At 65.4% G+C, this 22,968-nt stretch carries 25 protein-coding genes and 2 pseudogenes; 12 read left to right on the top strand and 15 right to left on the bottom strand.

The genetic code is table 11. The features are described 5' to 3' along the window. Positions 1–120: 120 nt before the first annotated feature. Positions 121–849 (top strand): 2OG-Fe(II) oxygenase, encoded by a 729-nt coding sequence (locus ACLMAJ_RS04895; RefSeq protein WP_412012264.1) that lies wholly within the window; start codon positions 121–123, stop codon positions 847–849. Between the two features lie 14 nt (positions 850–863). Further along, on the top strand, positions 864–1,145 hold the full coding sequence (locus tag ACLMAJ_RS04890) for an Ada metal-binding domain-containing protein (protein ID WP_412012263.1): 282 nt from the start codon (positions 864–866) through the stop codon (positions 1,143–1,145). Between the two features lie 24 nt (positions 1,146–1,169). Here the strand turns inward: ACLMAJ_RS04890 and ACLMAJ_RS04885 are convergent, their stop codons facing one another. Continuing rightward, positions 1,170–1,964: an alpha/beta fold hydrolase gene (locus ACLMAJ_RS04885; protein ID WP_412012262.1), complete on the bottom strand. Its 795-nt coding sequence runs from the start codon at positions 1,962–1,964 to the stop codon at positions 1,170–1,172. A 110-nt stretch (positions 1,965–2,074) separates the two neighbouring features. Here ACLMAJ_RS04885 and ACLMAJ_RS04880 point away from each other — a divergent pair. Further along, positions 2,075–2,563, top strand: a pseudogene (locus ACLMAJ_RS04880) (helix-turn-helix transcriptional regulator); the annotation flags it as partial. A 75-nt stretch (positions 2,564–2,638) separates the two neighbouring features. Then, complete coding sequence (locus tag ACLMAJ_RS04875) at positions 2,639–3,190, top strand: methylated-DNA--[protein]-cysteine S-methyltransferase (protein WP_412012261.1); 552 nt, start codon at positions 2,639–2,641, stop codon at positions 3,188–3,190. Here the strand turns inward: ACLMAJ_RS04875 and ACLMAJ_RS04870 are convergent. The 4 genes and pseudogenes from ACLMAJ_RS04870 to ACLMAJ_RS04855 form a co-directional block, all read right to left on the bottom strand. Further along, entirely contained in the window at positions 3,173–3,682 is a 510-nt protein-coding gene (locus tag ACLMAJ_RS04870) for a GNAT family N-acetyltransferase (RefSeq protein ID WP_412012260.1), read from the bottom strand. The two genes, ACLMAJ_RS04875 and ACLMAJ_RS04870, sit on opposite strands and share 18 nt — an antisense overlap. Positions 3,683–3,720: 38 nt before the next feature. Continuing rightward, the gene (locus ACLMAJ_RS04865; protein ID WP_412012259.1) at positions 3,721–4,290 is read right to left on the bottom strand and encodes a DUF3558 domain-containing protein; all 570 of its coding nucleotides are present in this window, start codon (positions 4,288–4,290) and stop codon (positions 3,721–3,723) included. Then, positions 4,287–4,676: a hypothetical protein gene (locus tag ACLMAJ_RS04860; protein ID WP_412012258.1), complete on the bottom strand. Its 390-nt coding sequence runs from the start codon at positions 4,674–4,676 to the stop codon at positions 4,287–4,289. The genes ACLMAJ_RS04865 and ACLMAJ_RS04860 overlap by 4 nt, the downstream gene beginning before the upstream one ends. Before the next feature lie 245 nt (positions 4,677–4,921). Continuing rightward, a pseudogene (locus ACLMAJ_RS04855) lies at positions 4,922–5,122 on the bottom strand (hypothetical protein); the annotation flags it as partial. A 965-nt stretch (positions 5,123–6,087) separates the two neighbouring features. Here ACLMAJ_RS04855 and ACLMAJ_RS04850 point away from each other — a divergent pair. After that, the gene (locus ACLMAJ_RS04850; protein ID WP_412012257.1) at positions 6,088–7,599 is read left to right on the top strand and encodes a flavin-containing monooxygenase; all 1,512 of its coding nucleotides are present in this window, start codon (positions 6,088–6,090) and stop codon (positions 7,597–7,599) included. Positions 7,600–7,603: 4 nt separating this feature from the next. On the opposite strand, the gene ACLMAJ_RS04845 is transcribed toward ACLMAJ_RS04850, so the two are convergent. Beyond that, positions 7,604–8,281, bottom strand: a complete 678-nt coding sequence (locus tag ACLMAJ_RS04845; protein ID WP_412012256.1) for a TetR/AcrR family transcriptional regulator — start codon at positions 8,279–8,281, stop codon at positions 7,604–7,606. A 113-nt stretch (positions 8,282–8,394) separates the two neighbouring features. Here ACLMAJ_RS04845 and ACLMAJ_RS04840 point away from each other — a divergent pair, with 113 nt between their 5' ends. The 3 genes from ACLMAJ_RS04840 to ACLMAJ_RS04830 are packed head-to-tail and all read left to right on the top strand — an operon-like array spanning position 8,395 to position 11,355. Beyond that, entirely contained in the window at positions 8,395–9,267 is an 873-nt protein-coding gene (locus tag ACLMAJ_RS04840; protein ID WP_412012255.1) for a metal-dependent hydrolase, read from the top strand. After that, complete coding sequence (locus ACLMAJ_RS04835; protein WP_412012254.1) at positions 9,264–10,337, top strand: PDR/VanB family oxidoreductase; 1,074 nt, start codon at positions 9,264–9,266, stop codon at positions 10,335–10,337. Before ACLMAJ_RS04840 ends, ACLMAJ_RS04835 begins: the two co-directional genes overlap by 4 nt. 46 nt (positions 10,338–10,383) lie before the next feature. Further along, positions 10,384–11,355 (top strand): short-chain dehydrogenase/reductase, encoded by a 972-nt coding sequence (locus ACLMAJ_RS04830; RefSeq protein ID WP_412012253.1) that lies wholly within the window; start codon positions 10,384–10,386, stop codon positions 11,353–11,355. A 6-nt stretch (positions 11,356–11,361) separates the two neighbouring features. On the opposite strand, the gene ACLMAJ_RS04825 is transcribed toward ACLMAJ_RS04830, so the two are convergent. Next, positions 11,362–11,589, bottom strand: coding sequence for a hypothetical protein (locus ACLMAJ_RS04825; RefSeq protein ID WP_412012252.1), 228 nt, complete (start codon positions 11,587–11,589; stop codon positions 11,362–11,364). Positions 11,590–11,681: 92 nt separating this feature from the next. On the opposite strand from ACLMAJ_RS04825, the gene ACLMAJ_RS04820 reads away from it, so the two are divergent. After that, positions 11,682–12,206: a hypothetical protein gene (locus tag ACLMAJ_RS04820; RefSeq protein ID WP_412012251.1), complete on the top strand. Its 525-nt coding sequence runs from the start codon at positions 11,682–11,684 to the stop codon at positions 12,204–12,206. On the opposite strand, the gene ACLMAJ_RS04815 is transcribed toward ACLMAJ_RS04820, so the two are convergent. Both ACLMAJ_RS04815 and ACLMAJ_RS04810 read right to left on the bottom strand, forming a co-directional pair. Beyond that, positions 12,182–13,015 carry a putative protein N(5)-glutamine methyltransferase gene (locus tag ACLMAJ_RS04815; RefSeq protein ID WP_412012508.1) on the bottom strand — a complete coding sequence of 278 codons (834 nt, stop codon included), beginning with the start codon at positions 13,013–13,015 and terminating at the stop codon, positions 12,182–12,184. The two genes, ACLMAJ_RS04820 and ACLMAJ_RS04815, sit on opposite strands and share 25 nt — an antisense overlap. Before the next feature lie 132 nt (positions 13,016–13,147). Further along, positions 13,148–14,020, bottom strand: coding sequence for a YdcF family protein (locus ACLMAJ_RS04810; protein WP_412012250.1), 873 nt, complete (start codon positions 14,018–14,020; stop codon positions 13,148–13,150). Positions 14,021–14,294: 274 nt separating this feature from the next. On the opposite strand from ACLMAJ_RS04810, the gene ACLMAJ_RS04805 reads away from it, so the two are divergent. Continuing rightward, the gene (locus tag ACLMAJ_RS04805; RefSeq protein ID WP_412012249.1) at positions 14,295–15,149 is read left to right on the top strand and encodes a bifunctional 5,10-methylenetetrahydrofolate dehydrogenase/5,10-methenyltetrahydrofolate cyclohydrolase; all 855 of its coding nucleotides are present in this window, start codon (positions 14,295–14,297) and stop codon (positions 15,147–15,149) included. A gap of 120 nt (positions 15,150–15,269) precedes the next feature. On the opposite strand, the gene ACLMAJ_RS04800 is transcribed toward ACLMAJ_RS04805, so the two are convergent. Together ACLMAJ_RS04800 and msrA are read right to left on the bottom strand one after the other, a co-directional pair. Next, the gene (locus tag ACLMAJ_RS04800) at positions 15,270–17,204 is read right to left on the bottom strand and encodes an ArnT family glycosyltransferase (RefSeq protein WP_412012248.1); all 1,935 of its coding nucleotides are present in this window, start codon (positions 17,202–17,204) and stop codon (positions 15,270–15,272) included. Between the two features lie 138 nt (positions 17,205–17,342). Then, entirely contained in the window at positions 17,343–17,810 is a 468-nt protein-coding gene (gene msrA, locus ACLMAJ_RS04795; protein WP_412012507.1) for a peptide-methionine (S)-S-oxide reductase MsrA, read from the bottom strand. A gap of 526 nt (positions 17,811–18,336) precedes the next feature. On the opposite strand from msrA, the gene ACLMAJ_RS04790 reads away from it, so the two are divergent. After that, complete coding sequence (locus tag ACLMAJ_RS04790) at positions 18,337–18,930, top strand: hypothetical protein (RefSeq protein WP_412012247.1); 594 nt, start codon at positions 18,337–18,339, stop codon at positions 18,928–18,930. On the opposite strand, the gene ACLMAJ_RS04785 is transcribed toward ACLMAJ_RS04790, so the two are convergent. The 4 genes from ACLMAJ_RS04785 to ACLMAJ_RS04770 form a co-directional block, all read right to left on the bottom strand. After that, entirely contained in the window at positions 18,887–19,090 is a 204-nt protein-coding gene (locus ACLMAJ_RS04785) for a methyltransferase domain-containing protein (RefSeq protein WP_412012506.1), read from the bottom strand. The genes ACLMAJ_RS04790 and ACLMAJ_RS04785 overlap by 44 nt on opposite strands. 8 nt (positions 19,091–19,098) lie before the next feature. Next, positions 19,099–19,806, bottom strand: a complete 708-nt coding sequence (locus ACLMAJ_RS04780; RefSeq protein ID WP_412012530.1) for a DUF8176 domain-containing protein — start codon at positions 19,804–19,806, stop codon at positions 19,099–19,101. Between the two features lie 302 nt (positions 19,807–20,108). Further along, complete coding sequence (locus ACLMAJ_RS04775; RefSeq protein WP_412012246.1) at positions 20,109–20,861, bottom strand: L,D-transpeptidase; 753 nt, start codon at positions 20,859–20,861, stop codon at positions 20,109–20,111. 286 nt (positions 20,862–21,147) lie between these two features. Further along, on the bottom strand, positions 21,148–21,807 hold the full coding sequence (locus ACLMAJ_RS04770; protein WP_412012245.1) for a cyclodeaminase/cyclohydrolase family protein: 660 nt from the start codon (positions 21,805–21,807) through the stop codon (positions 21,148–21,150). Between the two features lie 118 nt (positions 21,808–21,925). Between ACLMAJ_RS04770 and ACLMAJ_RS04765 the strand changes: the two genes are divergently transcribed. Continuing rightward, positions 21,926–22,963: an LLM class F420-dependent oxidoreductase gene (locus tag ACLMAJ_RS04765; RefSeq protein WP_412012244.1), complete on the top strand. Its 1,038-nt coding sequence runs from the start codon at positions 21,926–21,928 to the stop codon at positions 22,961–22,963. Positions 22,964–22,968 lie beyond the last annotated feature (5 nt).

Raw genomic sequence — 22,968 nt, 5'->3', positions numbered from 1 at the left:
CCTCAGAGACGCAGTCCACCAACAGTTTCCGGCGTTAGAAGGGGCCGACCGAAGTCGGGGCCGGGCGCTCGACGGGCGGAATCGACAGCTGGGTGGGCATGCAAAACATCAGGAGAGTTCATGACTACATCGAAAACTGTTGCCTCGCTGACAGATCGGGTCGACACGCAACAATGGAACGAGCTCGCCGCCGAGATCGACACCTACGGCTGTGCGCAGACCGGGCCACTGCTGACCCCCGAGGAATGCGCCGATTTCACGGCCATGTGGGACGAGCGTGCGAGGTTCCGTTCCACCATCGACATGGCGCGACACCGTTTCGGAGAGGGCACCTATCGGTACTTCGCGAACCCCGTCCCGGACCCGATCACCGCGCTGCGAGCAGCCTTCTACCGCAGACTGCTACCCATCGCCCGAACCTGGGCCGAACGTCTCGGCGACCCCGCACCGTGGCCTGACGGCTTCACCGAATGGCTGGACATCTGCCACGCCGCCGGGCAAACCAGACCGACTCCGATCCTGTTGCGCTACACCAGCGGTGACTGGAATGCCCTGCACCGCGACCTCTACGGCGACCTGGTGTTCCCGCTCCAGGTGGTGATCGGCCTCGACCGGCCGCGCATCGACCACACCGGCGGTGAGTTCCTGCTCGTCGAACAGCGACCACGCGCCCAGTCGAAAGGCACTGTCACGGTGCTGGAACAGGGGCACGGTCTGATTTTCACCACGCGCGACCGCCCCACGCCCAGCGCCCGAGGCTGGTCCCGAGCTCCGATGCGCCACGGCGTCAGCCGGATCCGCACCGGCGTCCGCCATACTCTCGGCTTGGTCCTGCACGACGCCGAATAGTCGCTCACCACACCATGTCCGAGCGCGCATCGCGGCTGTACACACTCACCGACGCCACCGGTCGTCCCTATCGCGGCCCGACGCCGGGCCGCCTCGGGGGTCATCGCGGGGGCAAAATCTACGGCCGCCTGGACTGCCCCTCGGCCCTGCGCGCTCTCGCCCGCGGCCACTACCGCCGCCATCGTGTCTTCTTCGCCGACGAAGCCACCGCCATCAGCGCGGGTTACCGCCCCTGTGCGGTTTGTATGGAGGGCAGATACGCGGCGTGGAAGGCCGCCGAACGCATGGACGGTTGAGCACGGGTTGCGCGCCTTCGCTATTCAAGACAGCCGCACGTCCGCAAGGAACGCGCGGATGTCGGGGGCGATCGCGTCCGCGAGTTCGTCCGCCGTGCCGATGTCGACTGTGAAACCGGACGAGGCGAGCTGTCCTTTCGGCAGCATGCGGGTCAACTCCTCGGCCAGGGCTGTCGGGTGGCGCTGATCGATGCCGGGAAAAACCAGGGTCGCGACGGTGATCGCGGCCAATTCGGAGACATCGCGAAAAGACCGATCGTGGCCGATGGCGGCGGCCGCGGTGATGCTGGCCGGATCGCTGCGGGGGATCGCCTCTCGGACTAGGTCCGCGATGACCGGAGCGAGATCCGGCAGAATCGGAGACCACGCCGCCGCGATGCCCTCGGCCGCCACAGTCGCGGCGAAGGTGTCCAGGAAGGCGATCTCGGCTTGTTTCGCCGCGTCGTCTTCGATGTCCTCGACGCTGATGAGAATCCCCGCGGTGAACCGATCCGGGTGGGCGAGCAGGGCGCGGGCCGCGATGGTCGAGCCGAGACCCATACCGCCGACCACAGCGTCGGTCGCGCCGAGATGATCGATCAGTGCAACCACATCGTCGGCGTATCGACTCCAGCGGTGGGCGGCCGGATCGGTGCACACCGAGCGGCCATAGCCGCGTATGTCGGGCACGACGACGCGATAGGCATCGGCGAGACGATGTGCAAGCGGGAGCACGCTGCGATGGTCGGGCCCACCGCCGTGCATGAGCACGACCGTTGGGCCATAGCCCACGGTTGTCGCGTAGAGCGGGCAGTTGTCATGGCCGAAATAGGCGAACATGAGGTCCTCTCGGTGCGTCTATGTGGCGAAATCGCTTCCATGCCGATTCCGCGTGCGCGGATGCGGCTTCGACCGGCGTGCTCACCATTTCTGATCACCGCTTTCCCTCGCTATCGACACCGTCGGTGATCATGGCGCTTCCACTGGTGCGCGAACTCATCATCACCTGCTCGACGCCGGACCAGCTGCCCGACGACGAGTCGACGCGGCTACGGCAAGTCCTGCTCGATCAACTGCGCCGCAGCCCCGAGCAACAACTCCGCCTCCCGGCCGCCGCCGACGCACGCCTTCGAAACGCCTGCGCGCTAGTGGAACACGACCTCTCCACGGTGTGGTCGCTCGCCGAATTGGGCACCCGGGTCGGTGCCGGTGAACGAACTCTCACCCGCCTGTTCCGCACCGAATTCGCCATGACATATCCACAGTGGCGGACCCAGCTCCGTCTGCATCGCGCGGTGCGACTACTCGCCGACGGCGTGGCCGTCACCGCTGTCGCCCACCGCTGCGGATGGGCTTCGACCAGCGCCTTCATCGACGTCTATCGGCGAATACTCGGACACACGCCGGGGACCTATCAGGCGAATCGTGCCCCGAAGTGATCCGACCTGGTGATCTCACGTTCTCTCGGACCGCACCGTCTACTCGGTAGTGAGCTCGATCGAAAGGACGACATCATGACGATCACAACGATCGCACGTTCGGTGCACCCCACGTCGCTGGGCAGCCTGCTCATCGAGGCAACAGTGACGGGGATCAGCCGAGTGACCTTCACCCACAAGGGCCCAGCCGGGCCGACCGGCGAAAGTCGTTCGGCGCGTGAGCTCGTCAGCGCTGCCGCAGCGCAGATCGACGAATATCTCGCTGGTGAGCGGCGCGATTTCAGTACTCCTATGGACCGGTCGGCGATGAGCGCGTTCGACCGAGAGGTGCTCGGCACACTCGAATCGAGCACGGGCTATGGCGAAAGCACCACCTACGGCGCTCTCACCCGCGAACTCGGCCGCGCACCCGCGGACGCTCGCAAAATCGGTGGCGCGCTTGCCCGTAACCGCCTGCTGATTCTCATCCCGTGTCACCGTGTCGTCGGCGCGGACGGCTCGCTCACCGGCTACGCGGGCGGTCTGCCCGTCAAACGCACCCTGCTGGACCTGGAATCGGTCGACACCATGCTGCCGCTGATGCTCGGTTGGGCAGGGCCCCGGAGCCGGTCAGCGGAAACGCAATAGCATCGCCAGGCTGGTGGTGCCCGCTCGGTTGACGATTTCGGAGCCTTCGACCTCGACGAAGCCGAGGCGGGTGTAGAGGCGGCGGGCGGGGTTGTCGGCGCGGACGCTGAGGCTCATGCCGTCGTAGTGCGCGCGGGCGTCGTCGAGGAGACGGGCGAGCAGCGCGGTGCCGAGACCGGTGCGGCGCGCGGCGGGGCTTGTCGCGATGGCCAGTTCCGGAATGTCGTCGGCGACGTAGCCGTATCCGGCGTTCTCCTTGTCGAGTAGGCGAACCCATGCCGCACCCTGCAACGCCGCTGCCGAATCGCCGCCGACGATGCCGAGATCGCCCTCGGTGCCCCACCTTTCGACGTAGCGGGCCAGCTCTGGGACGGCTCGCAGGTCCTCGGGAGATGCCGTGCCCTGTTCTGCGGCGTGCGAGGCCTCGTAGAGCATGCTCCAGAGGAACGGTTCGTCGTCGGTGACCGCCGCGCGGAGAAACAGTGATGCCATGATCCGACGATAGCGACCGGTGGTGGGTGCGGCGGCGATCAGCTCCCCGCAGGCAGCAGCGGGGACACCGCTTCCGCGATCTCGGTGGCGCTGGCGCAGGGGGAGAGTCTGCGTGGGTGTAGTCCGCGCGGATCGTCCACAAGGATGTAGAGGGAGCCGCTCCTCATCTCGACGTTGACGGTGCACCCGCCGGGAACGTCGGGCCTTGCCTCATAGCGCAAGGCCTTGCGGCCACCGACGGTGAGAGCGGTGGCGGCAGGAAACTTTTCGCGAACCTGGGCGAGGATGCCATTGGTGGTTTCCACTCGAAATGTGTATGCGCTCTGCGCGACGAACAGGCAGCCCTTCCATCGGACATCGCCGGTGCTCTCCTGTCTGGTGGCGGGTGGCCTGGCGTCCCACTGATGGGACGCCAGGAATGACGGCGTCAATGCGGTACAGGGATCGAAGGAAGCACTCTGCCCGGATCCACTTGTCGGGGAGCCCTGCACGGACGACAAGGAACTCGGAGTGATCGATGTTGCCGCCGGCCGTGGTTCTCCGCCACATCCGGTGAGCACGGCGATCGCGATGACCGCGACACCGGCCGCGGGTCTACCGGCGCTCATGCGATGATCTCGCGCATCTGTCGGGCGAATTCGGCGTCGGTGTGCTCGAAGGCCTCGCGAATGGTTTTGAACAGCGACTGGATCTCGGTGGCGGTGTCGATGTAGTCCCCGAGAGTGTCGTAGGCGTTGTTGGGGCCACCGAATGCCTTCTCCCGAAATAGCTTTACCAGCTCGATCGCCGACCACAGTCGGGAGTTGTCCTCGCCGAGGCCCCAGTACTCGCGTTCGCCGAGCGCCCTCGCGTCGTTCTGCGCCGAGGACAGGCTGATGATCAAGTCTTGGCAGGCTTTGTCGATGTCGAGGAACGCCTGCGGTGCCATCCGCACCTTCAGCGCCCCCGTCTTCGCGTCCTCGATGTACGCACCGAACGGGCTTTCAGCAGCCATGGTGGTCGCCCCTTCCCTTAGCCCCATCTGATCACTAAGACGCACCGGATCGCGAGCCGGTTCCATCGAAGCACAGAAACCTCCGAATGCGATGGCGCGAACCGGACAAGTGATGGCCACGGTCGGGTACCGAATTCGCATCCGGCGGAATCGCTTACCGGTCCCGCGGCACGTCACGATCGTGGGGCGCTGCGGGCATGAACCAACATCGCTGTCGCGCCGACTCGGCTCGGACCGGACGGCAATCAGGACAGCGTCCGTGCCGGTTCCTCGACGCGCTCGGTAACCATCGTGCTCGCTCGAGATGGTCCACCGGTGCCCGGCATCCACGAGTTCGCGCGACCCATCAGTTCGACGAGCGCGGGGACGGGCAGCATTCGGACCAGGGTGGCGTCGATGATCAGGACGATGATCATGCCGAGCCCCAGCAAGCGCATCGGTGTCAGCGGCGGTGACGGCCCTGTCACGGCGAGCGGGTGAATCGGTGTGCTCGAGTAGCAGCGCGGCTCCCGCAGTGGCGTAAAGGAATTCGTCGTCGGCGACCGACCGCGTTCATCCACGGAATCGCGGCAGCGCCGAACTGATGGTGAATGACGTAATCGAAGTTCTCGTCGGCGAACGTGCGGCCGTGCGCCTCGAGATAATTGCGCTGGCTATCGGTGCCGAGCGGGAACCGCACTATTGGAAACATCGAACGTGATTGCCTTCTTCGCGCCGATCCGCTTACCGATCACCGAGGCGAACGATGGCTCCATATACATGCGATTGGCGTTCTTGCTGCGCGTGATCGACGCTGAGATGATGATGTCGAGATCCGCTGCTGCATGCTGTGACCTGGAAAGACAGTCTTCCACGGCGTGTGAATTCTGGGAGTATCTGTATCGTTTAGTATCACCAACTGTTGCCCAACTGGCTATAGCTGGCGATGGTGATCGTCATGGCTGCGGGCCATGCGTGTGGTGACGCATCGGAGAAAGTCCGGCTGCCTTCTGGGGCATTGGCGAACTATTGGCTAACATGCGGCCATTTCGGTGGTCGCTACCTCCCGGCGGCGACAATGGATGCGAGATTGTGAGTGACTTCACTGCGGGTCCGCTACCCACGTACCGGTCGGTCCCGGTCGAGTTCCCAACTGTTGTCGAACTATCAACTACCTTGTGGCCGAACTGAACCCGCCGCCGAGTCCGACCATCGGTGTCGCCCCCAACCCCTACCCCCTCGCGTGCCCGCCGGCACCCAGTGGCACCCTTGTGCGTCGGCACCGCTGGTCCCTCGCGTGAGTCCGGGATGACGCGGGTGTGCGCCAAGATTCTTCTGATCGAAAATGCCGGTCCGGCCGATAGGCTGGAAATACTCCCCGGTGCGCGCCGGTGCGCTGCGCCGGAACAGCCGATGACGGAGGACTTGATCGATGACGACCGCGGACGAGCACATCGACGTGCTCATTGTCGGTGCCGGACTGTCCGGCATCGGTGCGGCTTTCCATGTGCAGTACGCGTTTCCGCAACGGACCTACACCATTCTGGAGAGTCGTGGCGCGATCGGCGGCACCTGGGATCTGTTCCGCTACCCGGGGATTCGCTCCGACTCGGACATGTACACCCTCGGCTACCGGTTCCGCCCGTGGCTGGGGGAGAAGTCGATCGCCGACGGCGACGACATTCTGGATTACGTGCGCGACACCGCCACCGAAGCCGGGATCGACCGGCACATCCGGTTTTATCATCGGGTGGTCGGTGCCGAATGGTCCTCGACCGACAATCGCTGGACGGTTCGGGCCGAACGCACAGATACCGGCGAAACCGTCACTCTCACCGCCGACTTCCTCATGTGCTGCTCCGGCTACTACCGCTACGACGAGCCCTACACGCCGGATTTTGTCGGTGTCGAACGCTTCACCGGCCCAGTCATCCACCCACAGCACTGGCCTGCCGAGCTCGACGTCGCCGACAAGCGGGTTGTGCTCATCGGCAGTGGCGCCACCGCCGTCACCCTCGGCCCGGCGCTTATCGAGCAGGGCGCGCACGTGACCATGTTGCAGCGCTCGCCGAGTTACATCATCTCCGCGCCCGCACGCGACGATCTGGCCGTCCGGATACGTAAATACCTGCCTGCCCGGGCCGCGTATACGGTGGCCCGCGCCAAGAATGTCGCGCTGGCCACCGCGCTTTATCAACTGAGCCAACGCTATCCGGATTTCATGCGCAAACGGATCCGTGGCTGGCAGCAGCGCTGGCTGCCCGCCGGGTATGACATCGACACCCACTTCAGCCCGAGCTACAACCCGTGGGATCAACGTCTGTGCCTTGCGCCCAATGGTGATTTCTTCCGCGCGATTCGCAAAGGGAAGCTGGATGTCGTCACCGATCGGGTCGACACGTTCACCGAGACCGGCCTGAACCTGGCCTCGGGTAAATCCCTGGATGCTGACATCGTCATCACCGCGACCGGGCTGAATCTCCTTGCATTCGGCGGCATGGACCTGGTGGTCGACGGCAAGCAGGTGACCCTGTCGGAGAGCATGGCCTACAAGGCGATGATGCTCTCGGATGTGCCGAACTTCGCCTACATCATCGGCTACACCAACGCGTCGTGGACGCTGAAAGCGGACCTGGTCTGCGAGTACGTCGTGCGTCTGCTCCGCCATATGGACGCTCACGGATATGCGAGGTGTACGCCGGTGCGTGATGCGTCTGTCGGCCAGGCGCCGCTGTTCCTGAACTTCAACCCGGGCTATGTGCAGCGCGCGGCGAGTCGGTTCCCGATCCAGGGGACCAAGGCGCCGTGGCTGCTCCGGATGAACTACCTACGCGACCTCGTTACCTTGCGACACGGCAAGATCACCGACAGTGCGATGGCGTTCGCGGGCCGTAGCGAGGTCGCTCGAAAGGGTCAGCGGGATTCGGTGCCCCCCGAGGGGTAGCCGGTCAGTTCGTGGAGCGGTCGGCCAGCGGTATCGAGGACCGCGCACCGGCAATTCTGCGGATCAGGTCGGTTGCGTGGTCGTCGAACCGTTCCTGCGGGATGTCGATGGTCCCGTCCAGCCATGGGCGGTACATGTAGGCCATGGCACCGAAGATGGCGTTCGAGTTCAGGGCGTTGTCGAAGGAATCCGGCGTTGGTTGCCCGTCGATGCCGGGGCCGATCGTCCAGGCGATCGGGGTGGTGAACTGTTCGATCAGCTCGTTGCCTCGCTCACCGAGTACCCGCCGTGCTTGCGATTCCACGAACATGATCCGCCCGCGTCGTCGATCCTCGACGAGGTAGTCGGTGAACGCCGAAATGGCATGGCGGAATAGTTTTTCCGGCTCGGGTGGCGCGGTGGCCAGTGCGGCGAGTAGTCGGTCGCGGGCACCGACGACGACCGTCTCGAGTGCGGTGGTGAACAGGGTGTCGAGGTTGGGAAAACTCTCGTAGAAGTAACGCTCGGTCAGGCTTGCCTGCCTGCACACGCCGCGCATGGAGGTCTCCGACGCGCCGATGGTCGCCATCAGCTCGATGGCGGCCTCGATGAGCTGTTCGCGGCGTGCGGCGATCCGGTCGGCGGGTGGGCGGCCACGCCAGCGGCGCATGCCCGGTATTGATCCGTCGGATTCGGCGTCCATGTCTCGATCCTCCCACGAACAAGAAGTTGACATCATGTGATGTTGACATCACTTGATGGCAGAAATACATTGATAGTGCGGTTTTGCAGGACCGAGACGTGAGGACTACCCAGATGAGCTCTGACTACTCCGATCAGGCGCACGCGATCAACGCGCGGGATGTCGACTTCGACTTCGACACGGTGCCGATGCATTACATCCCCGGCGAGGTCATGGCGACCCACATCATCAACGTGATGCATCTTGTGCTGCCAGAAGGCGAGCGTGCGATGGCGCAGGCGCTCGCCGAAGCCCTACCGCTGATCGAGGACGAACGATTACGCGAGGAAGTTCGCGGCTTCATCGGGCAGGAGACCATGCACGCGAGCTCCCACGAGAAGGCTCGCAACCAGCTCGACCGGCTCGGCCTCGATGTCGGGCCCATGGTGGAGCGGGTCGGCTGGTTGGTCGATCGGATGCTCGGCGATCACGGACTGACCGGCCGCGCCAAGCGCGAATGGCTCTCGGAGCGACTCGCGTTGTTCGCAGGGATGGAGCACTACACGGCGGTCATCGGTGAATGGCTGCTGACCAACGACAAACTCGAGACCAAAGGGATGCATCCGGCGATGCTCGACCTCATCCGCTGGCATGGTGCCGAGGAGGTCGAGCACCGCAGCGTGGTCTACGACGCGTACATGTACGTCGACGGCGGCTACGGTCGCAAGGCGCGTCAGGCGCTGATCGCGAGCACGGGATTGCTTGCCCTGTTTGTGGTTTCGAGCGGTTACTTGTTCCAGCGTGACCCGTCGAAGGACAAGGGCAGGTTCTGGCCGTTGCAGTTGGCCAGTGCGTCGCTACGTGGGGTGGTGCCGAACTTCGCCACCTTCTTCACCGAGATACCGAGATACCTCAAACCAGGTTTCCATCCCTCGCAGTTGGGCCCGATGGACAACGCGCTGCGCTACCTGGCACAGTCGCCCGCAACACGGGCGGCGGGCGCATGACCGCGCAGATCGGCGCGCAGTTCCGGCCGGGTACCGGACTGCGCGTGCTCGCCTCCGCGGCGGACGCGTATCGGCGCGTCTTCGTGGAAGGCGAAGCCGCACAGCTGCTTTCCCGCCCACAGCCGGTTCGGCACTCCGGGTTCGACTTCGAGGTGATGATCGAACAGATCGAGCAGGAAGCAGACGGAGTAGTCAGCTTGACCTTGCGGGAGCCCGACGGCGGCCAACTGCCGTCATGGACGCCGGGCGCCCACCTCGATGTGTTCCTGCCTTCGGGGCGGCAGCGGCAGTATTCGCTCAACGGTGACCCGGCCGATCGAGGGTCGTATCGGATCGCGGTGCGCTACATAGCGAATGGTGAGGGCGGCTCCAAGGAGATCCATGAGGGTCTGCGCGCCGGTGACCGGCTGCCGGTACGTGGCCCGCGCAACGCGTTTCCGCTCGTCGCGGCGCCGGAATATCTGTTCGTCGCCGCTGGCATCGGGATCACGCCGATCCTGCCGATGGTGAATGCCGCCGAGCGTGCCGACATACCGTGGCGGTTGATGTATTTCGGCCGGTCCCGGTCGCGGATGCCGTTCCTGGGTGAGTTGGCTCAGCTCACCGGCGGTGACGTGGTGGTGAGGCCGGACGACGAGTTCGGAGTGCCGAATCCCACAATGATTTTCGAGCAGACCCCCACCGGCGCCGCGGTCTACGTCTGTGGTCCACCCGCGCTGGGCGAGGCGGCACGCGAGGTGTTGTCGCTGCACGATCCGACCGCGTCGCTGCACACCGAGAGGTTCTCGGCGATACCGGTCCGCGACGGTGATCCGTTCCATCTGTGGCTTCGGCGCAGCGGGATCCACGTCGACGTGGCCGCCGACGAGTCCACCCTCGCGGCGATTCGTCGGGTGCTGCCCGGTGTGGCGTACTCTTGTCAACAGGGGTTCTGCGGAACCTGCCGGGCGGGGGTGCTGACCGGCGAGGTAGACCACCGCGACCGATTGCTGGTCGACGGCGAACGTGACAATACAATGCTGACCTGTGTATCACGAGCGCGTGGTCGCGAACTCGAACTGGATTTGTAAACCGCACACAGTAATTCGACACAAAAGCATATGAGTTGGGGGTTCGATGAGTAGCTTGGTGTTCGGCCTGGCGCGTCAACTGCTTGCGCTGTCGACAAGCCCCGGTCCCGAGCTGGATGTGCGGGACCGGGTGGTCCTGATCACCGGCGCGGGCTCCGGCATCGGACGTGCGCTGGCCGAAAAGCTTTATGGTGCGGGCGCATTGGTGGCGTTGATCGATATCGATGAGAATGCCGCGGCGCGGGTCGGCCGATCGATGGGGGAGCGGGCCCTTGTGGTGCGCGCGGATGTCTCCGATCGGATCGGAATGCGCGAGGCCGTCTCCCGGGTCCGCGAACGGTTCGGCAAAATCGACGTGGTGGTCGCCAATGCCGCAGTCGCGCCGGAACCGGCGACGATCAGGACGATGAAACCCGCCGATTTCGACCGGGTCATCGGTATCAACCTGACCGGTGTCTTCAACACCGTGCACCCGGCGCTCGAGGACATCGTCGCGGCCCGAGGTCACGTCGTGGTGGTGTCTTCGGCGGCGGCGTTCGCGCCCGGTATGGCGGGCTCGCCGTACATGGTGAGCAAGGCCGCCGTCGAACAGTTCGGCCGCGCGCTGCGGGTGGAGCTCGCCGCGGTCGGTGCGACTGCGGGCGTCGCCTATTTCGGCATTGTCGACACCGCTATGACCAGGGGCACCCTCGATGAGGACGAGCTCGGTGCACAAGTCGCCGCGTTGCTGCCGTGGCCGCTCAACCGTCGAATCACCGTCGCCGCCGCTGCCGAATCCATCGCGCAGGGCATTGCGCACCGAGCATCGCGGACGATGGCACCCGCCCAGTGGGAGCCATATGCGTTGCTGCGCGGTGCGGTCAACGTGGTGCTCGATCAGTTGCTCGCCGACGATGAACGGGTCCATGGTCTGATCAACCGGGTGGAACAGCGGCAGGTCGAGCGGCGGCAGCCCATCCCGGTCACCGCGTCGACGAACTCCGCGGTGCGGCGGACCTCGGATGAGGAGCGGAGCTGAGGCCCGCTATTCGGGTGGAAAGATGCCGGGCAGGGTCATCGCGTATTCGAGATCGACGCGGGTACCCAGTGTGGTCAGAAGGACGCGGATCATCGTAAGTCGTGCGGCCGCAACCGTTTCCGTGTCTGGTTCGGTTTCGGGGTCGGTGCCCGCGGAGATGCGCCGAAGTAGCGGTAGAAGGTGGGGCGGGCCAGGCCTGCCTTCCACGATCCTGGCGGCCTGCCGCGGCGGCATCAGTGGACATGGTGATGTCTCACAACAATGATGGACGACTTCACCGGCCGCAAGAAGTAGCACGACAACGGCCGGGCGCCCATGATTGAGTCGTGATTGCCGTCTGGACATCCTTGATCGGTGTGGGGGCGACCCTGCTCGGATCGCTGGTCACCTTCTTCATCCAACGCAGCGTTGCCGATCGAGCGACCGCGCAGAAGCTGGCGGAACGCTCCCGGCAAGAGCGGCTCGATGTGTACAGCTCCTTCGCCGGCAGCGCGGTTCGCTACCGGCAGACCGAGGTCCAGCGGTGGTACTGCAAAACCGAGCCGCACGACAGCGAGATCAGGCGGGCGGCGCGCGCCGAGTCGTTGCTGCACCGTTCGCATCTGTTCGACGTGCTTGCCCGTTTGCAAATCCTGTCCGACGATCCCCAGCTACAGACGGCCGCCACCGCTACGGTCGAGCTGATCACCGACATCTACGAGGCGGATGACGAACAGACCCGCAAGGAACGAGGTCTGCGCGCGGGTCGGCAGATCGAGTTGTTCGTGGCGCGTGCCGCGTCCGATATTCGGCAGCGCGAGAGTGGCGTTGTCGTCTTGCCGTTCAGTCAACGTCCGCCCGACCCTGAGTAGTCCACGGCCGCGCCTGCGCGGCGAGTGCCGATTACGACGGTGGCATACAGTTCCTCGGATTCCGCGACGCGGCTCGCGAATCCGTTTTCTTCGAGCGTAGCGGTGGCGATCGATGCTTGTGCCGCACTGGATTCGACCAGTAGATGGCCGCCGGGCGCCAGCCACGATTTGGCGTCCTCGACCACTCTGCGGAAGATATCGAGACCGTCGGGGCCGCCGTCGAGCGCCGAGCGCGGCTCATGGTCGCGTGCCTCGGGCGGCATCTGAGCGATCATCTCGGACGGGACGTACGGGGTGTTCGCGAGCAGAATGTCGATGTGGCCGCGCAGCCCGTGGGGGAGCGGCTCGAAGAGGTCGCCCACGTATACCGCCGCGCCGATCGGGGTGAGGTTGCGCCGTGCGCATTCGACCGCGGCGGGTTCGATATCGGCGGCGACGAGATCGAACGACCGGCCTTCCTCGGTCAGGGTCATCGCCAGCGCGAGCCCCAATGCGCCAGAGCCGCAACATAAGTCGACCACCATCGGGTGCTCGTATGCGCGGGCGAGCTCGGTGGCTTCGTCGACAAGAAAGCTGGTGCGCTGCCTTGGCACGAAGACCCCTGGTGTCACCGCGACGCGCAGCCCATGGAATTCCGCCCAACCCAGCAGAAATTCCAACGGCGCGCCCGACACCCGTTGATCGACCAAGGTCTCCAACTCGGCGCCGGTCTCCGCGGCCGCGGCGGTCAGCAGCGCGGCCTCCTCCTCGGCGAACACACAACCGGCCGCACGCAGCCGCACGACCAGATCGCTACTTTCCGCTGACATCACCCGGACATCCTGCCGCGCTGTGCTCAGCCGAGGGCGGCCGGTATCTGTTTCGGACCAAGCCGGTCCAAAAGTGTGGTCGGTCTACACAGACATTGTCGGTGGCTGCCGACCTCGGCGGTGCGACTGGCCTCAGCGGCCAGTAGCCAGCTGGAATGTGCGGGTGGCGTCGAGATAGATCCCGCGCTGGGCTTGCCTGGCCGGAGGGGGTAGCTGCGACACGAGTTGCTCCAGCGACGTGGTCGCGCCGACAACACGGGTTCCGGCGACGATGAAGTCGGCGACCGCGCGGCGAATATGGTTGGGGGAGGTCACCACAACCGCGCTGTCCGCGCCGACATCGCGCAGCATCCTGGTGCTGAACAACGCATTCTGCACCGTGGAGCCTGCCTGGTTCTCGACGTGGACGCGGTCTGCGGGTAAGCCCTTGCCGACCAGCCAGTTACGCATCGCGTCGGCCTCGGTGATGCCGTTCTGCGGATTGCCGCCGGTCACGATCACCGGCGAGAATGGCGAGGCCACCGCCTGCAACCAGGTCGCGGTCAGCCGGTTCACCAGCTCGGGGCGCAGCGCGCCGTCGGGTAGCAGGCCGTAGCCGAGTGCGACGATTCCGGTTCGCGGACCCACGATGGCGGGCAGCGGATTCGGCAAGGTGCCGACGGCCGCGCCGATCGCGCCGAGCACGTTGTTGGTGCCCTGTGCCAGCGCCGGATCCAGCGCGGTGAGGCGCACCATCGCGTCGGCGAGAGCGGGCAGGTCTCCCGCAAAGTGGGACCAGATGGCCTGCAGCGACAGAGCGTCGGCGTCGGAGGGGTCCGCACCGATCAGTTCGCGCAGCTCCGCGCGGCCCGCGGCGTCGTTGCCGTCGGTGAAGTTGCGCTGTGCGGAGTTGTAGAGGGAGTCGGTGTCCGGGGCCGCCTGCGCGGGCATGCCGGTCAGCCCGGTGATGATGACGGCCGCGAACGAGGTCGCGATCAGGGTTTTCCAATGCCTCGGGATCTTCACTACAGTCGACACCTTTCCACGCATGAAACGGGTCTTCGGTACGTCAGCTGACAGTTAGCCGGTGGCAATCATTGATCACGATACGACTGGTACATGGCATACCCGGGTAGTTGCCAGGCCGAATCGGCGGTTCCTTTTCCGTAACCGGGCAAATCGGGCGGGCCGAGAGGGACAGTCGCGCCCGGTTGCTGGGATACGCGGATGTCCTGCTGTCGCGTGTCTTGCGTGGGCGCGGAAGGTATGCGTCCGAGCGTGCCGACTAGGGTGTGACAACGTGGATACCGTCTCGCTGTCCGGCAAGGAACTCGCCGCCGCCATCAACGCCGACACGAAGGCGCGCACCGCCGCGCTGGCCGCGGACGGACCCGCGCCACAGCTCGCCTTGATCGTGGCCAACGACGACCCCGCGAGCTCGTGGTACGTGAACTCGCTGCGCAAGGCCGCCGAGCGTCTTGGAATCGGCTGCGACACTGTCGATCTCGGTGCCGACGCGAGCGTGGACGCGCTTCGCGCCGAACTGGCTGCCCGCAGCGCCGACCCCGCCACCGACGCGATCATGCTGCAAACCCCACTGCCTGCGGGCGTCACCCTCGACGACGTGAGCTCCTCGATCACCTCGACCAAGGACGTGGACGGTGTCAGCCCACTGTCCCTGGGCCTACTGGCCAGCAACCTCGACGGCTTCGTCCCCGCCACCTCCGAAGCCGTTGTCGAACTCCTGAAGCATCATGAAATCCCTCTCGCCGGTCGCCACATCGCGGTAGTCGGCCGCTCCAACATCGTCGGCAAGCCCCTCGCCCAACTACTCCTCGCCGAAAACGCGACTGTCACGGTCTGCCACTCCCGCACCACCGACCTCCCCTCGGTTACCGCCGCCACCGACATCGTCGTAGCCGCCGCGGGCCGCATCGGCCTCGTCACCGGTAAACACATTCGCGAAGGCGCGATCGTGATTGATGTCGGCACCAATGAAGCCCCCGATGGCAAGATCGTCGGCGACGTCGACGCCGATTCGGTCCGCGACAAGGCCGCCGCTCTGAGCCCGGTCCCCGGCGGCGTCGGCCCGGTCACTACCGCGCTGCTCATGCGGCACGTGGTCACCGCTGCGGAAAACGCGCGCCGGGCCTGAAAGCAGCACGGGCACTGTTCAGGCTGATGCGGGCCAACCGACGTCCGCGACGCAATAAAGTCGGCCGATGCGGGCCCGGTCCCCTTACGGATGCCGTACGCGTCGTCGACTCGGGCGCATTCAGGAGGACATCGGCGCGGTCAGGTCGTAAACGGTGACGCCGTCCATGGTGGTCGGGGCGTAGTGCTGCTGCACCCAGGTGGTGATCTTCGAGCCTTCCGAATCGTTGTCGCGGCCGCCGCGGTTTCCGCCGATGAAGTAGTGAATCCGGCCCTGTCGCACATATTGCTGGAACTGTTCGACGGTCGGTGCCGGATCGCCGCCCGAGAATCCTCCGATGGCCATCACCGGCACGGCGCCGGCCAGTTGGTAGCCATTGGCGGCATGGGAGGAAACCGCCGCGCCCGGCCATGTGTAGGCACCGGCATTCTGCTGCAGCATGGTCACGATCTGCTGGTTGATCGCGGTGCCGAAACCGCCGACGCCCGGCGTGGGACCGGCGGGCGGTTGGCTGGGCGGGTTTGCATCGGCGGCCGCGCCGCCGGGCGTACGGTCGGCGGATGGTTGGCCCGGCCGGTCCGCGGCCGCACCGGGCGAGCCTCCGAACCGACCGTTTCCGGCTACCTGCGGTCCGGCGGCGGTACCGCCGCCGCCGTGCGAATTCGCCAAGGTGTCAGCGGTGTAGGCCACCGGTCCCGCCAATCCGACACACAGTGCCGCCAGTGCCGCCACCGCCGATGACTTCCCCCGCAGCGGCATGATCAACACGACAGTGGCTCCCGCACCCACGACCAGGACAATCCATCGCAACCATGGAAAGAAATCGGGTGTGCGTGCCAGCACGAGCCAGGCCGTCGCGACAGTCAGTGCCACACTCAGCGCCAGCATCGTCCGCACCCACGGGCGTTCGCGCGCCCGCCAGGCCTGCATGCCGCCACCGCCGATGAGCGCGGCGACCGCGGGGGCCATCGTCAGCGTGTAGTACTGGTGGAATGTGCCGGTCATGAAGCTGAAGACCAGACCGGATACGACCAACCAGCCGCCCCACAGCAACAGCATGGCGCGCAGGCCGTCCGTGCGGGGCGCCTTGGCACGAAGGACAAGTCCGATCAGCAGCAGTACCAGCGCGGCCGGGAGCAGCCAGGTAATCTGGCCCGCCAGCTCCGGCTGGAACAGTCGCGTAATGCCGGGACTGCCTGCGCGCGGTCCGAAGCCATCGGAGTTCAGCCGCTGGATTCCGTTGTAGCCCACCGTCAAATCGAGAATCGAATTATCTTTCGAGCCACCGAAATACGGACGAGAATCGGTCGGCCACAATTGCGCGATCAGTACCCACCAACCCGCGCTGACCACCAGAGCGGCACCAGCGGTGCACAACTGGACGATACGGGTGACCAGCCGTGGCGGACCGGCCACCAAATAGCACATCCCGAGCCCCGGCACGACCAGCATTACCTGCAATTGCTTTGCGAGGAAACCGAATCCGATACAGACACCGGTAAGCACCAGCCACCGCCAGCGGCCGTCGGCCAGTGCCCGGCTCATCGCCCATGCCGCGGCCAGTGTCAGGAATGTCAGCATCGCATCGGGATCGTTGAAACGGAACATCAACGCGGCCACCGGCGTCAACGCCAGCGTCAGCCCGGCCAGCAGGCCCGCGGTAGCACCGAAATGCCTGCGCACCGTCGCCCACAAAAACGCCACTGACGCGATGCCGAGCAGCACCTGCGGCATCAGCATGCTCCAGCTGGAGAATCCGAAGATCCGGGCCGATAGCTCCATCGGCCACAGCGACAACGGCGTCTTGTCGACCGTCACGATATTTCCCGGATCCAGCGACCCGAAGAAGAATGCCTTCCAAGAGATCGCCCCTGACTGCACCGCGGCCGCATAGAAATCATTGCCCCAACCACTGGCGGTCAGATTCCAGAAGTAGGCGCCCGCAGTCCCGATCAACAGCCCGGCCAATGCGAGTCGCTCCCGGCGGATGTCGGGCCGTTCGGGTATCGACGGTGCACGGCGCGCAGCGGTGATCGGCGCAACAGCTTCGGTCATAACAGAGATATTCGAGACCAATTCTCCCGCAGCGCTACACCCGCGCTGGGAACTTGCTGTGAAACAGCGGAGGCCTTGCCGTCAACGACAGCGGCCCGGCCCGAGGATCGGGTCGGGCCGTTCGACGAATCGCTAGGCCTATGACGAGGTGGTCTGCCGCTTCGGCAGCTTCCAGCCCGGCCGCGGGAAGTGGCAGGTGTAGCCGTCCGGGTAGCGCTGTAGGTAGTCCTGGTGCTCGGGCTCGGCTTCCCAGAAATCGCTCGCCGAGGTCACCTCGGTGACCACTTTGCCCGGCCACAGGCCCGAGGCGTCGACGTCGGCGATGGTGTCGAGCGCGACGCGCTTTTGGTCGTCGTCGAGATAGAAGATCGCAGATCGGTAGCTGCTACCGACGTCGTTGCCTTGGCGGTCCTTGGTTGTCGGATCGTGGATCTGGAAGAGAAACTCCAGTAGCGCCCGGTAGTCGGTCTGCGCCGAGTCGTAGGTGATCTCTACGGCCTCCGCATGGCCTGGGTGATTGCCGTACGTGGGATGGTCGTTGCGTCCGCCGGTGTAGCCGACCCGCGTCGAGAGCACCCCGGGCTGCTTGCGGATCAAATCCTCCATACCCCAGAAGCATCCGCCGGCCAGGATCGCCTTGCGTGTGTCGGTCACGCGTCCTCCTTCGTAAAGAGCCTGCTCATGGCCCATAAATTTCCGCCACGTGGTCATCGAGGCGGACCGATGCCCCACGTACAACCCGCGCTTCGACTCAGAAAGTCCCCACGGGGGCCGCTACCGCTTGAACCCGGCCTTCGGTACCGAATCAGCTTGTTCAGCAGGACGTGTTCGGAGTCGGAAGTCCAGTAGCGGATGGCGTCGACCGTTTGGGTATCGTCGATGACGAGGGCCGTCGCGCGGGTGCTGAGCAGGGTGGTCGGCAGGCCGAGGAGGCCGCCACCGCCTGCGCGGGCGTCGCTGCGGACGGCGATTCCCTTGGAGGAGCCTACCGGGGACCGAACGGTATGTGCCGCCGCGGCTTACCGACATCGCCGCGGTCGGTCGACACCCGCCGTGCGCCGCCGGATGGCCGCACGGTGAACGATTGCCGAATTCGTTTGTCAGTGCGATCTCGCGATAGCTTGGTCAGGTGATGAGGAATTCCGTAGAGACGGCGGCAGCAGCATGGCGGGCGGGTGACGGTGTTGCGGTGCCGTTGCGTGAGGCGACGGTGGCGTGGGCGTTGGCCGCGCACGCGGAACTATCCGAGATCGCCACCGGATATGGGCATTTCATCACTGTCAACGCGCTGGCAGTGCGGGTCCAGGAAGTGTCGGGCGTACATACCGAAGCGCCGACGCGTACCTGGATGGACGCCATTCTGCGCAAGATCGCCCGGCGCTGCGACAATGCGGGCGAGCCGCCGCTCATCGCGCTGTGCGTACGGCAGAACCATACCGTTGGCGACACCTACAAATACGTGCTCGAGCTCGCCGGGCTGCCGATTCCGGACGACCTCGAGCTGCATGCCGCCTACGCCCGCTGGCAGTGCTATCGCCACTACGGCGCCGAAATGCCCGCCGACATCGCCACCCCGCCGCCGCTCACTCCGAAGGCGACAACCCGCCGCCGTTCGGCAAGCGCCACCGTGCAGGTCGAGGTCAAGCCGCAACCCACGCGCGCGACGGTGTGCGCTCATTGTTTTATTCAGCTTCCTGCCAACGGAACTTGCGAATACTGCGTTTGACCGGCCGGCGCGGCGTAAAACAGCTGCCGCCGTGCCGCATCCAGTCACCGGTGGGATGCAGCCGTGAGAGCACCAGCGCGCCGTCCGGCCGCAGCACCCGCCGCAGCTCCCGCAACGCCGACACCCTGTCGTCGAGATACTCGAGCGCGAAGACGGGCAGCGCCGTGACTACTGGGCCGCGCTGATCCCAGTGATGAGCGTCTTGCCGTCCGCGCGGGCGGTGGTGACCAACTGGGCGTTGTAGGCCACCGATCGCGCATTCGGACGCTGTTCGCTTATCTGGACGAGGTACTGGCCCACAGAGGCGCCAGGGGTGATGGTGACGCAGTGCGTGGTGCCCACGGGAATGGTGTCGATGCCGTGTTGGATGTCGGCGGGAGAGGAGACGGCTGCGTCGGGAGCAACGACAGCGCGAGCCTGCTCGCTGGAGCGTGTCACGTAGTAGGCGTATTGGAAGGCGAGAATCACGGCCGGGCCGGAGTCGCCGCCGCCCGCGCCGTTGCCTTGGATCCGGTTGCCGACTTCTTCGGAAGGGCACTGGGTGGCAGGAATGGTGGCCGAGGCGGGGACGTCGGTCGGGCTGGACGCCGCGGTTGGTGCCGGATCGCCGCGGAACTGAACAAGGGCCGCGGACAGCAGTGTCACAGCCGCGAGCGAACCGAGCAGGGCAGGCAGCCAACGCCGACTGTCCTTCGGGAGCTGATACCACCGCCGCCGCACTCGAGACCGATCGATCAGGCGCGCAAAACGATCATCGTCATAGTTGCCGTAGTCCTGAGCGTGTGGCGGCTCGGGTTCGGCGGGAGGATAGATCCAACCTGACCGGTCGCCGCCGTAGGGCCCCTCGGGCCGGCCTCTCATGTCCGGTTGATCCATTGCCCCACCTTCACCAGCTCATACCCTCGGGTTCGTCCCCACTCCGTAGTTCCGGAGGATACTGTGCGCCGAACGCATTGCAAGCGAACGGGTCCGGCCGGTCCTCCGATCAGCCTCAGCAGTCGTGCTCAGGGAACTACGGGTACCACCGCCCAGGGGCCCCACAGCCGGTGGAATTCGACTTCGGCCGTGTCGCAATGTGTTCGAATATCGAACTCGCGCATGGACAGCTGATTCCCCGCTCGTGGCCGACGATTCGCATCGACCGTATCGCGGGTCAGGAGGCGGGGAGCGCGCCAGGTCTACCAGTGCATGCTGACCGGGTCGCCGATGCTCGCGATCTCGTAGTACCAGGCGGCGTCGTCAGGAGACAGGTTGATGCAGCCGTGGCTGACATTGGCATAGCCTTGGGAATCGACCGACCAGGGGGCCGAATGGACGAAAACGCCTCCCCAGGTGAGGCGTTCGGCATATTCGCCATTGAGCAGGTAGCCCTCGGACGAGTTGAGTGGGATGCCGATGGTGCGAGAGTCGAACACGATGGAACGGAACTGCTCGAGGATGGGGAAGGTGCCGCTCGGTGTTTCGCGGCCGGGCTTGCCCATCGATGCGGGCATGACGCGCGGTGCGCCGCCGCCGACGGTGACGGTGAAGGTGTGGTTGGACATATTTCCATCGGCTATCACGCCGACGTTGGTTCTGAATTCCGTTCGTGCGCTGCCTATTCGAACGGAGATCGGCGAGCGGGCAGGCAGGAATCCCGTTGGCGTCCACGTCACTTCGCGGTCGTTCGTCCAAGCGAAGGTGCCTGCGAGTGATCGGGTGGACTTGATGTCGATAGCTCGTTCGGCGCGTGCGCGGTCCACGACCGCAGCCGTGAACTGGATTGTCACCGGATGAGCGATGCCGACCACTTGGCCGGCCGATGGCGTGACCGCCGCGACCGAGGCAGCCGATGGTGTTCCGATCGATGTCGCGAATGCCGTTCCGGACCCGAACGCGGCCAAAGCCGAAACCATGGTCGCGAGGAACAAATATCTGAGTATGCTCCTCATGGCGTCCACCCCTTCTAGATGGTGTGGTGGCAGAAATTCATTCTAGGACTTCATGATCAACACGGGGTACCGAATCAATAACGGCCCCTGCCTACGGGTTTCGCTTCCGCAGACGATGATCGAGCCCTGCTGATAGACATCGAGAATCCGCTCGGATCCGCCTTCAGTGTTCCGCGTCACCAAACGGTCGAATCCGGCGTCGACACACGGACCTCGGTGTCCGCTTATATTTCGGCCATACCCTTCATTACGGTGCGGAAACCCTCTTCTTTCGCTGGTCTATCGGTCAGCCACGGACGGCGTGCAGCACGTCGGCATGCAGGCCGTCGGCGCGCGCCGTGATTTCCTCGACCCGGATCAGCATGGGGGCGAAGCGATCGCCCTGCGCGGCGCTGAGGGAGGCGACGTTGATCTCGATATTGAGCTGAGAACTGGTAGCGGCCGCACGCGCGGCATCGGCGGCGGCACCGATATCGGTGACCACGTTCGGGTTTCCGATCGGGAGCAGCTCCGCGGCCAGTGACAGGATCTCGTCGGCCTCGTCGATGACGGCGGCGGGTACCCGCGCGGCCTGGATCAGTGCGGCGGCGATCGCCTCGGTGCGCTCGGCAACCTCTTCCGGAGTGTTCTTCGGCAGCTTGTAGGCGGCGCCGACGGCGGTGAACGCCTCGGCGTCGGCATCGGCGAGTGCGAGTGCGCGGTCACGCGCGGCGTCGGCGGCCTCGATGATGCGGTCGATGACCGGCCGGTGATCGGCATCCTTGGCGCGGGTGGTGTAGCGGGCGACCATCGCCACCAGTGCGGCGCCCTGGGCGGCATGCAGTGCGGCGACCGCGCCACCGCCTGGTGCGGGGACCTTCGCGGCCAACTCCGTCAGGTACTGCGCAAGCGTGACCCCGCCGAAAAAAGGTGCAGTTTCCTTGGACGAGGTGGGTGGCTGCGACACGGCGGGTGGCCTTTCGTTTTCCTGCGGCGACAACGGGGGAACTACGGCGAATACGCTACCGCTAGCGGCCGGGTGGCCGGTGCGCGCCCGGTCCGTAGCTGCGGTTATGTTGAGTGCTATGCGGATCGGATTGGGCATCAACTACTCGGGCGGTTTCAAAGAGGCAGCGGCGGAAGTGGCCGACCTCGAACAGGCCGGCCTCGACATCGTCTTCGTCCCCGAGGCGTACTCCTTCGACGCCGTCAGCGCGCTGGGCTACCTGGCCGCCAAGACCACGCGTTTGCAGCTGGCCTCCGGCATCCTGCAGATCTACACCCGCACCCCCAGCCTGACCGCGATGACCGCGGCAGGCCTGGACCACGTCTCCGACGGCCGTTTCGTGCTCGGCCTCGGCGCTTCGGGCCCGCAGGTGATCGAGGGATTCCATGGTGTCTCCTATGACTCTCCTGTCGGGCGCACCAGGGAACTGGTGGAGATCTGCCGCAAGGTATGGCGTCGCGAGCGGCTGGAGTACGACGGCAAGTACTACAAGATCCCGCTGCCCGCCGACGAGGGCACCGGCTTGGGCAAGCCGCTCAAGCTGATCAATCACCCGGTGCGCGAACGCATTCCGGTGCTGCTGGCCGCGCTCGGCCCGAAGAACGTGCAGCTGGCCGCGGAGATCGCCGAGGGCTGGCAGCCGATTTTCTTCGTGCCTGAGAAGGCCGAGAAAATCTGGGGTGAATCGCTGGACGCCGGTCTGGCCAAGCGTGATCCGGCCCTCGGCACGCTGGACGTGTATGCCGGACCCGCACTGGCGATCGGTGAAAACGTCACGCCGCTGCTGGAATTCGTAAAGCCACATCTCGCGCTGTACATCGGCGGCATGGGCGCCAAGGGGAAGAACTTCTACCACGCCCTGGCCACCAAGTATGGCTACGGCGCCGAGGCCGACCGCATCCAGGAGCTGTACCTGGCGGGCAAGAAGGAGGAGGCGGCCAAGGTCGTTCCCGACGACCTGGTGCGCGACATCTCACTCGTCGGCCCCGCCGGCTACGTCAAGGAACGGGTCGCCGCTTTCCGCGAGGCGGGTGTCACGGTCCTCAATGTCGTTCCGATGGCCGCGACACCCGCCGAGCGGGTCAAGCTGATCGAGCAGTTGCGCGAACTCTGCTGAGATCC

Origin of the sequence: Nocardia arseniciresistens, from assembly GCF_046764875.1 — a bacterium.
GTDB lineage: Bacteria > Actinomycetota > Actinomycetes > Mycobacteriales > Mycobacteriaceae > Nocardia > Nocardia arseniciresistens.
Note: the sequence above shows the minus strand (reverse complement) of the source record. Positions and strands in the feature narration are given on the sequence as shown.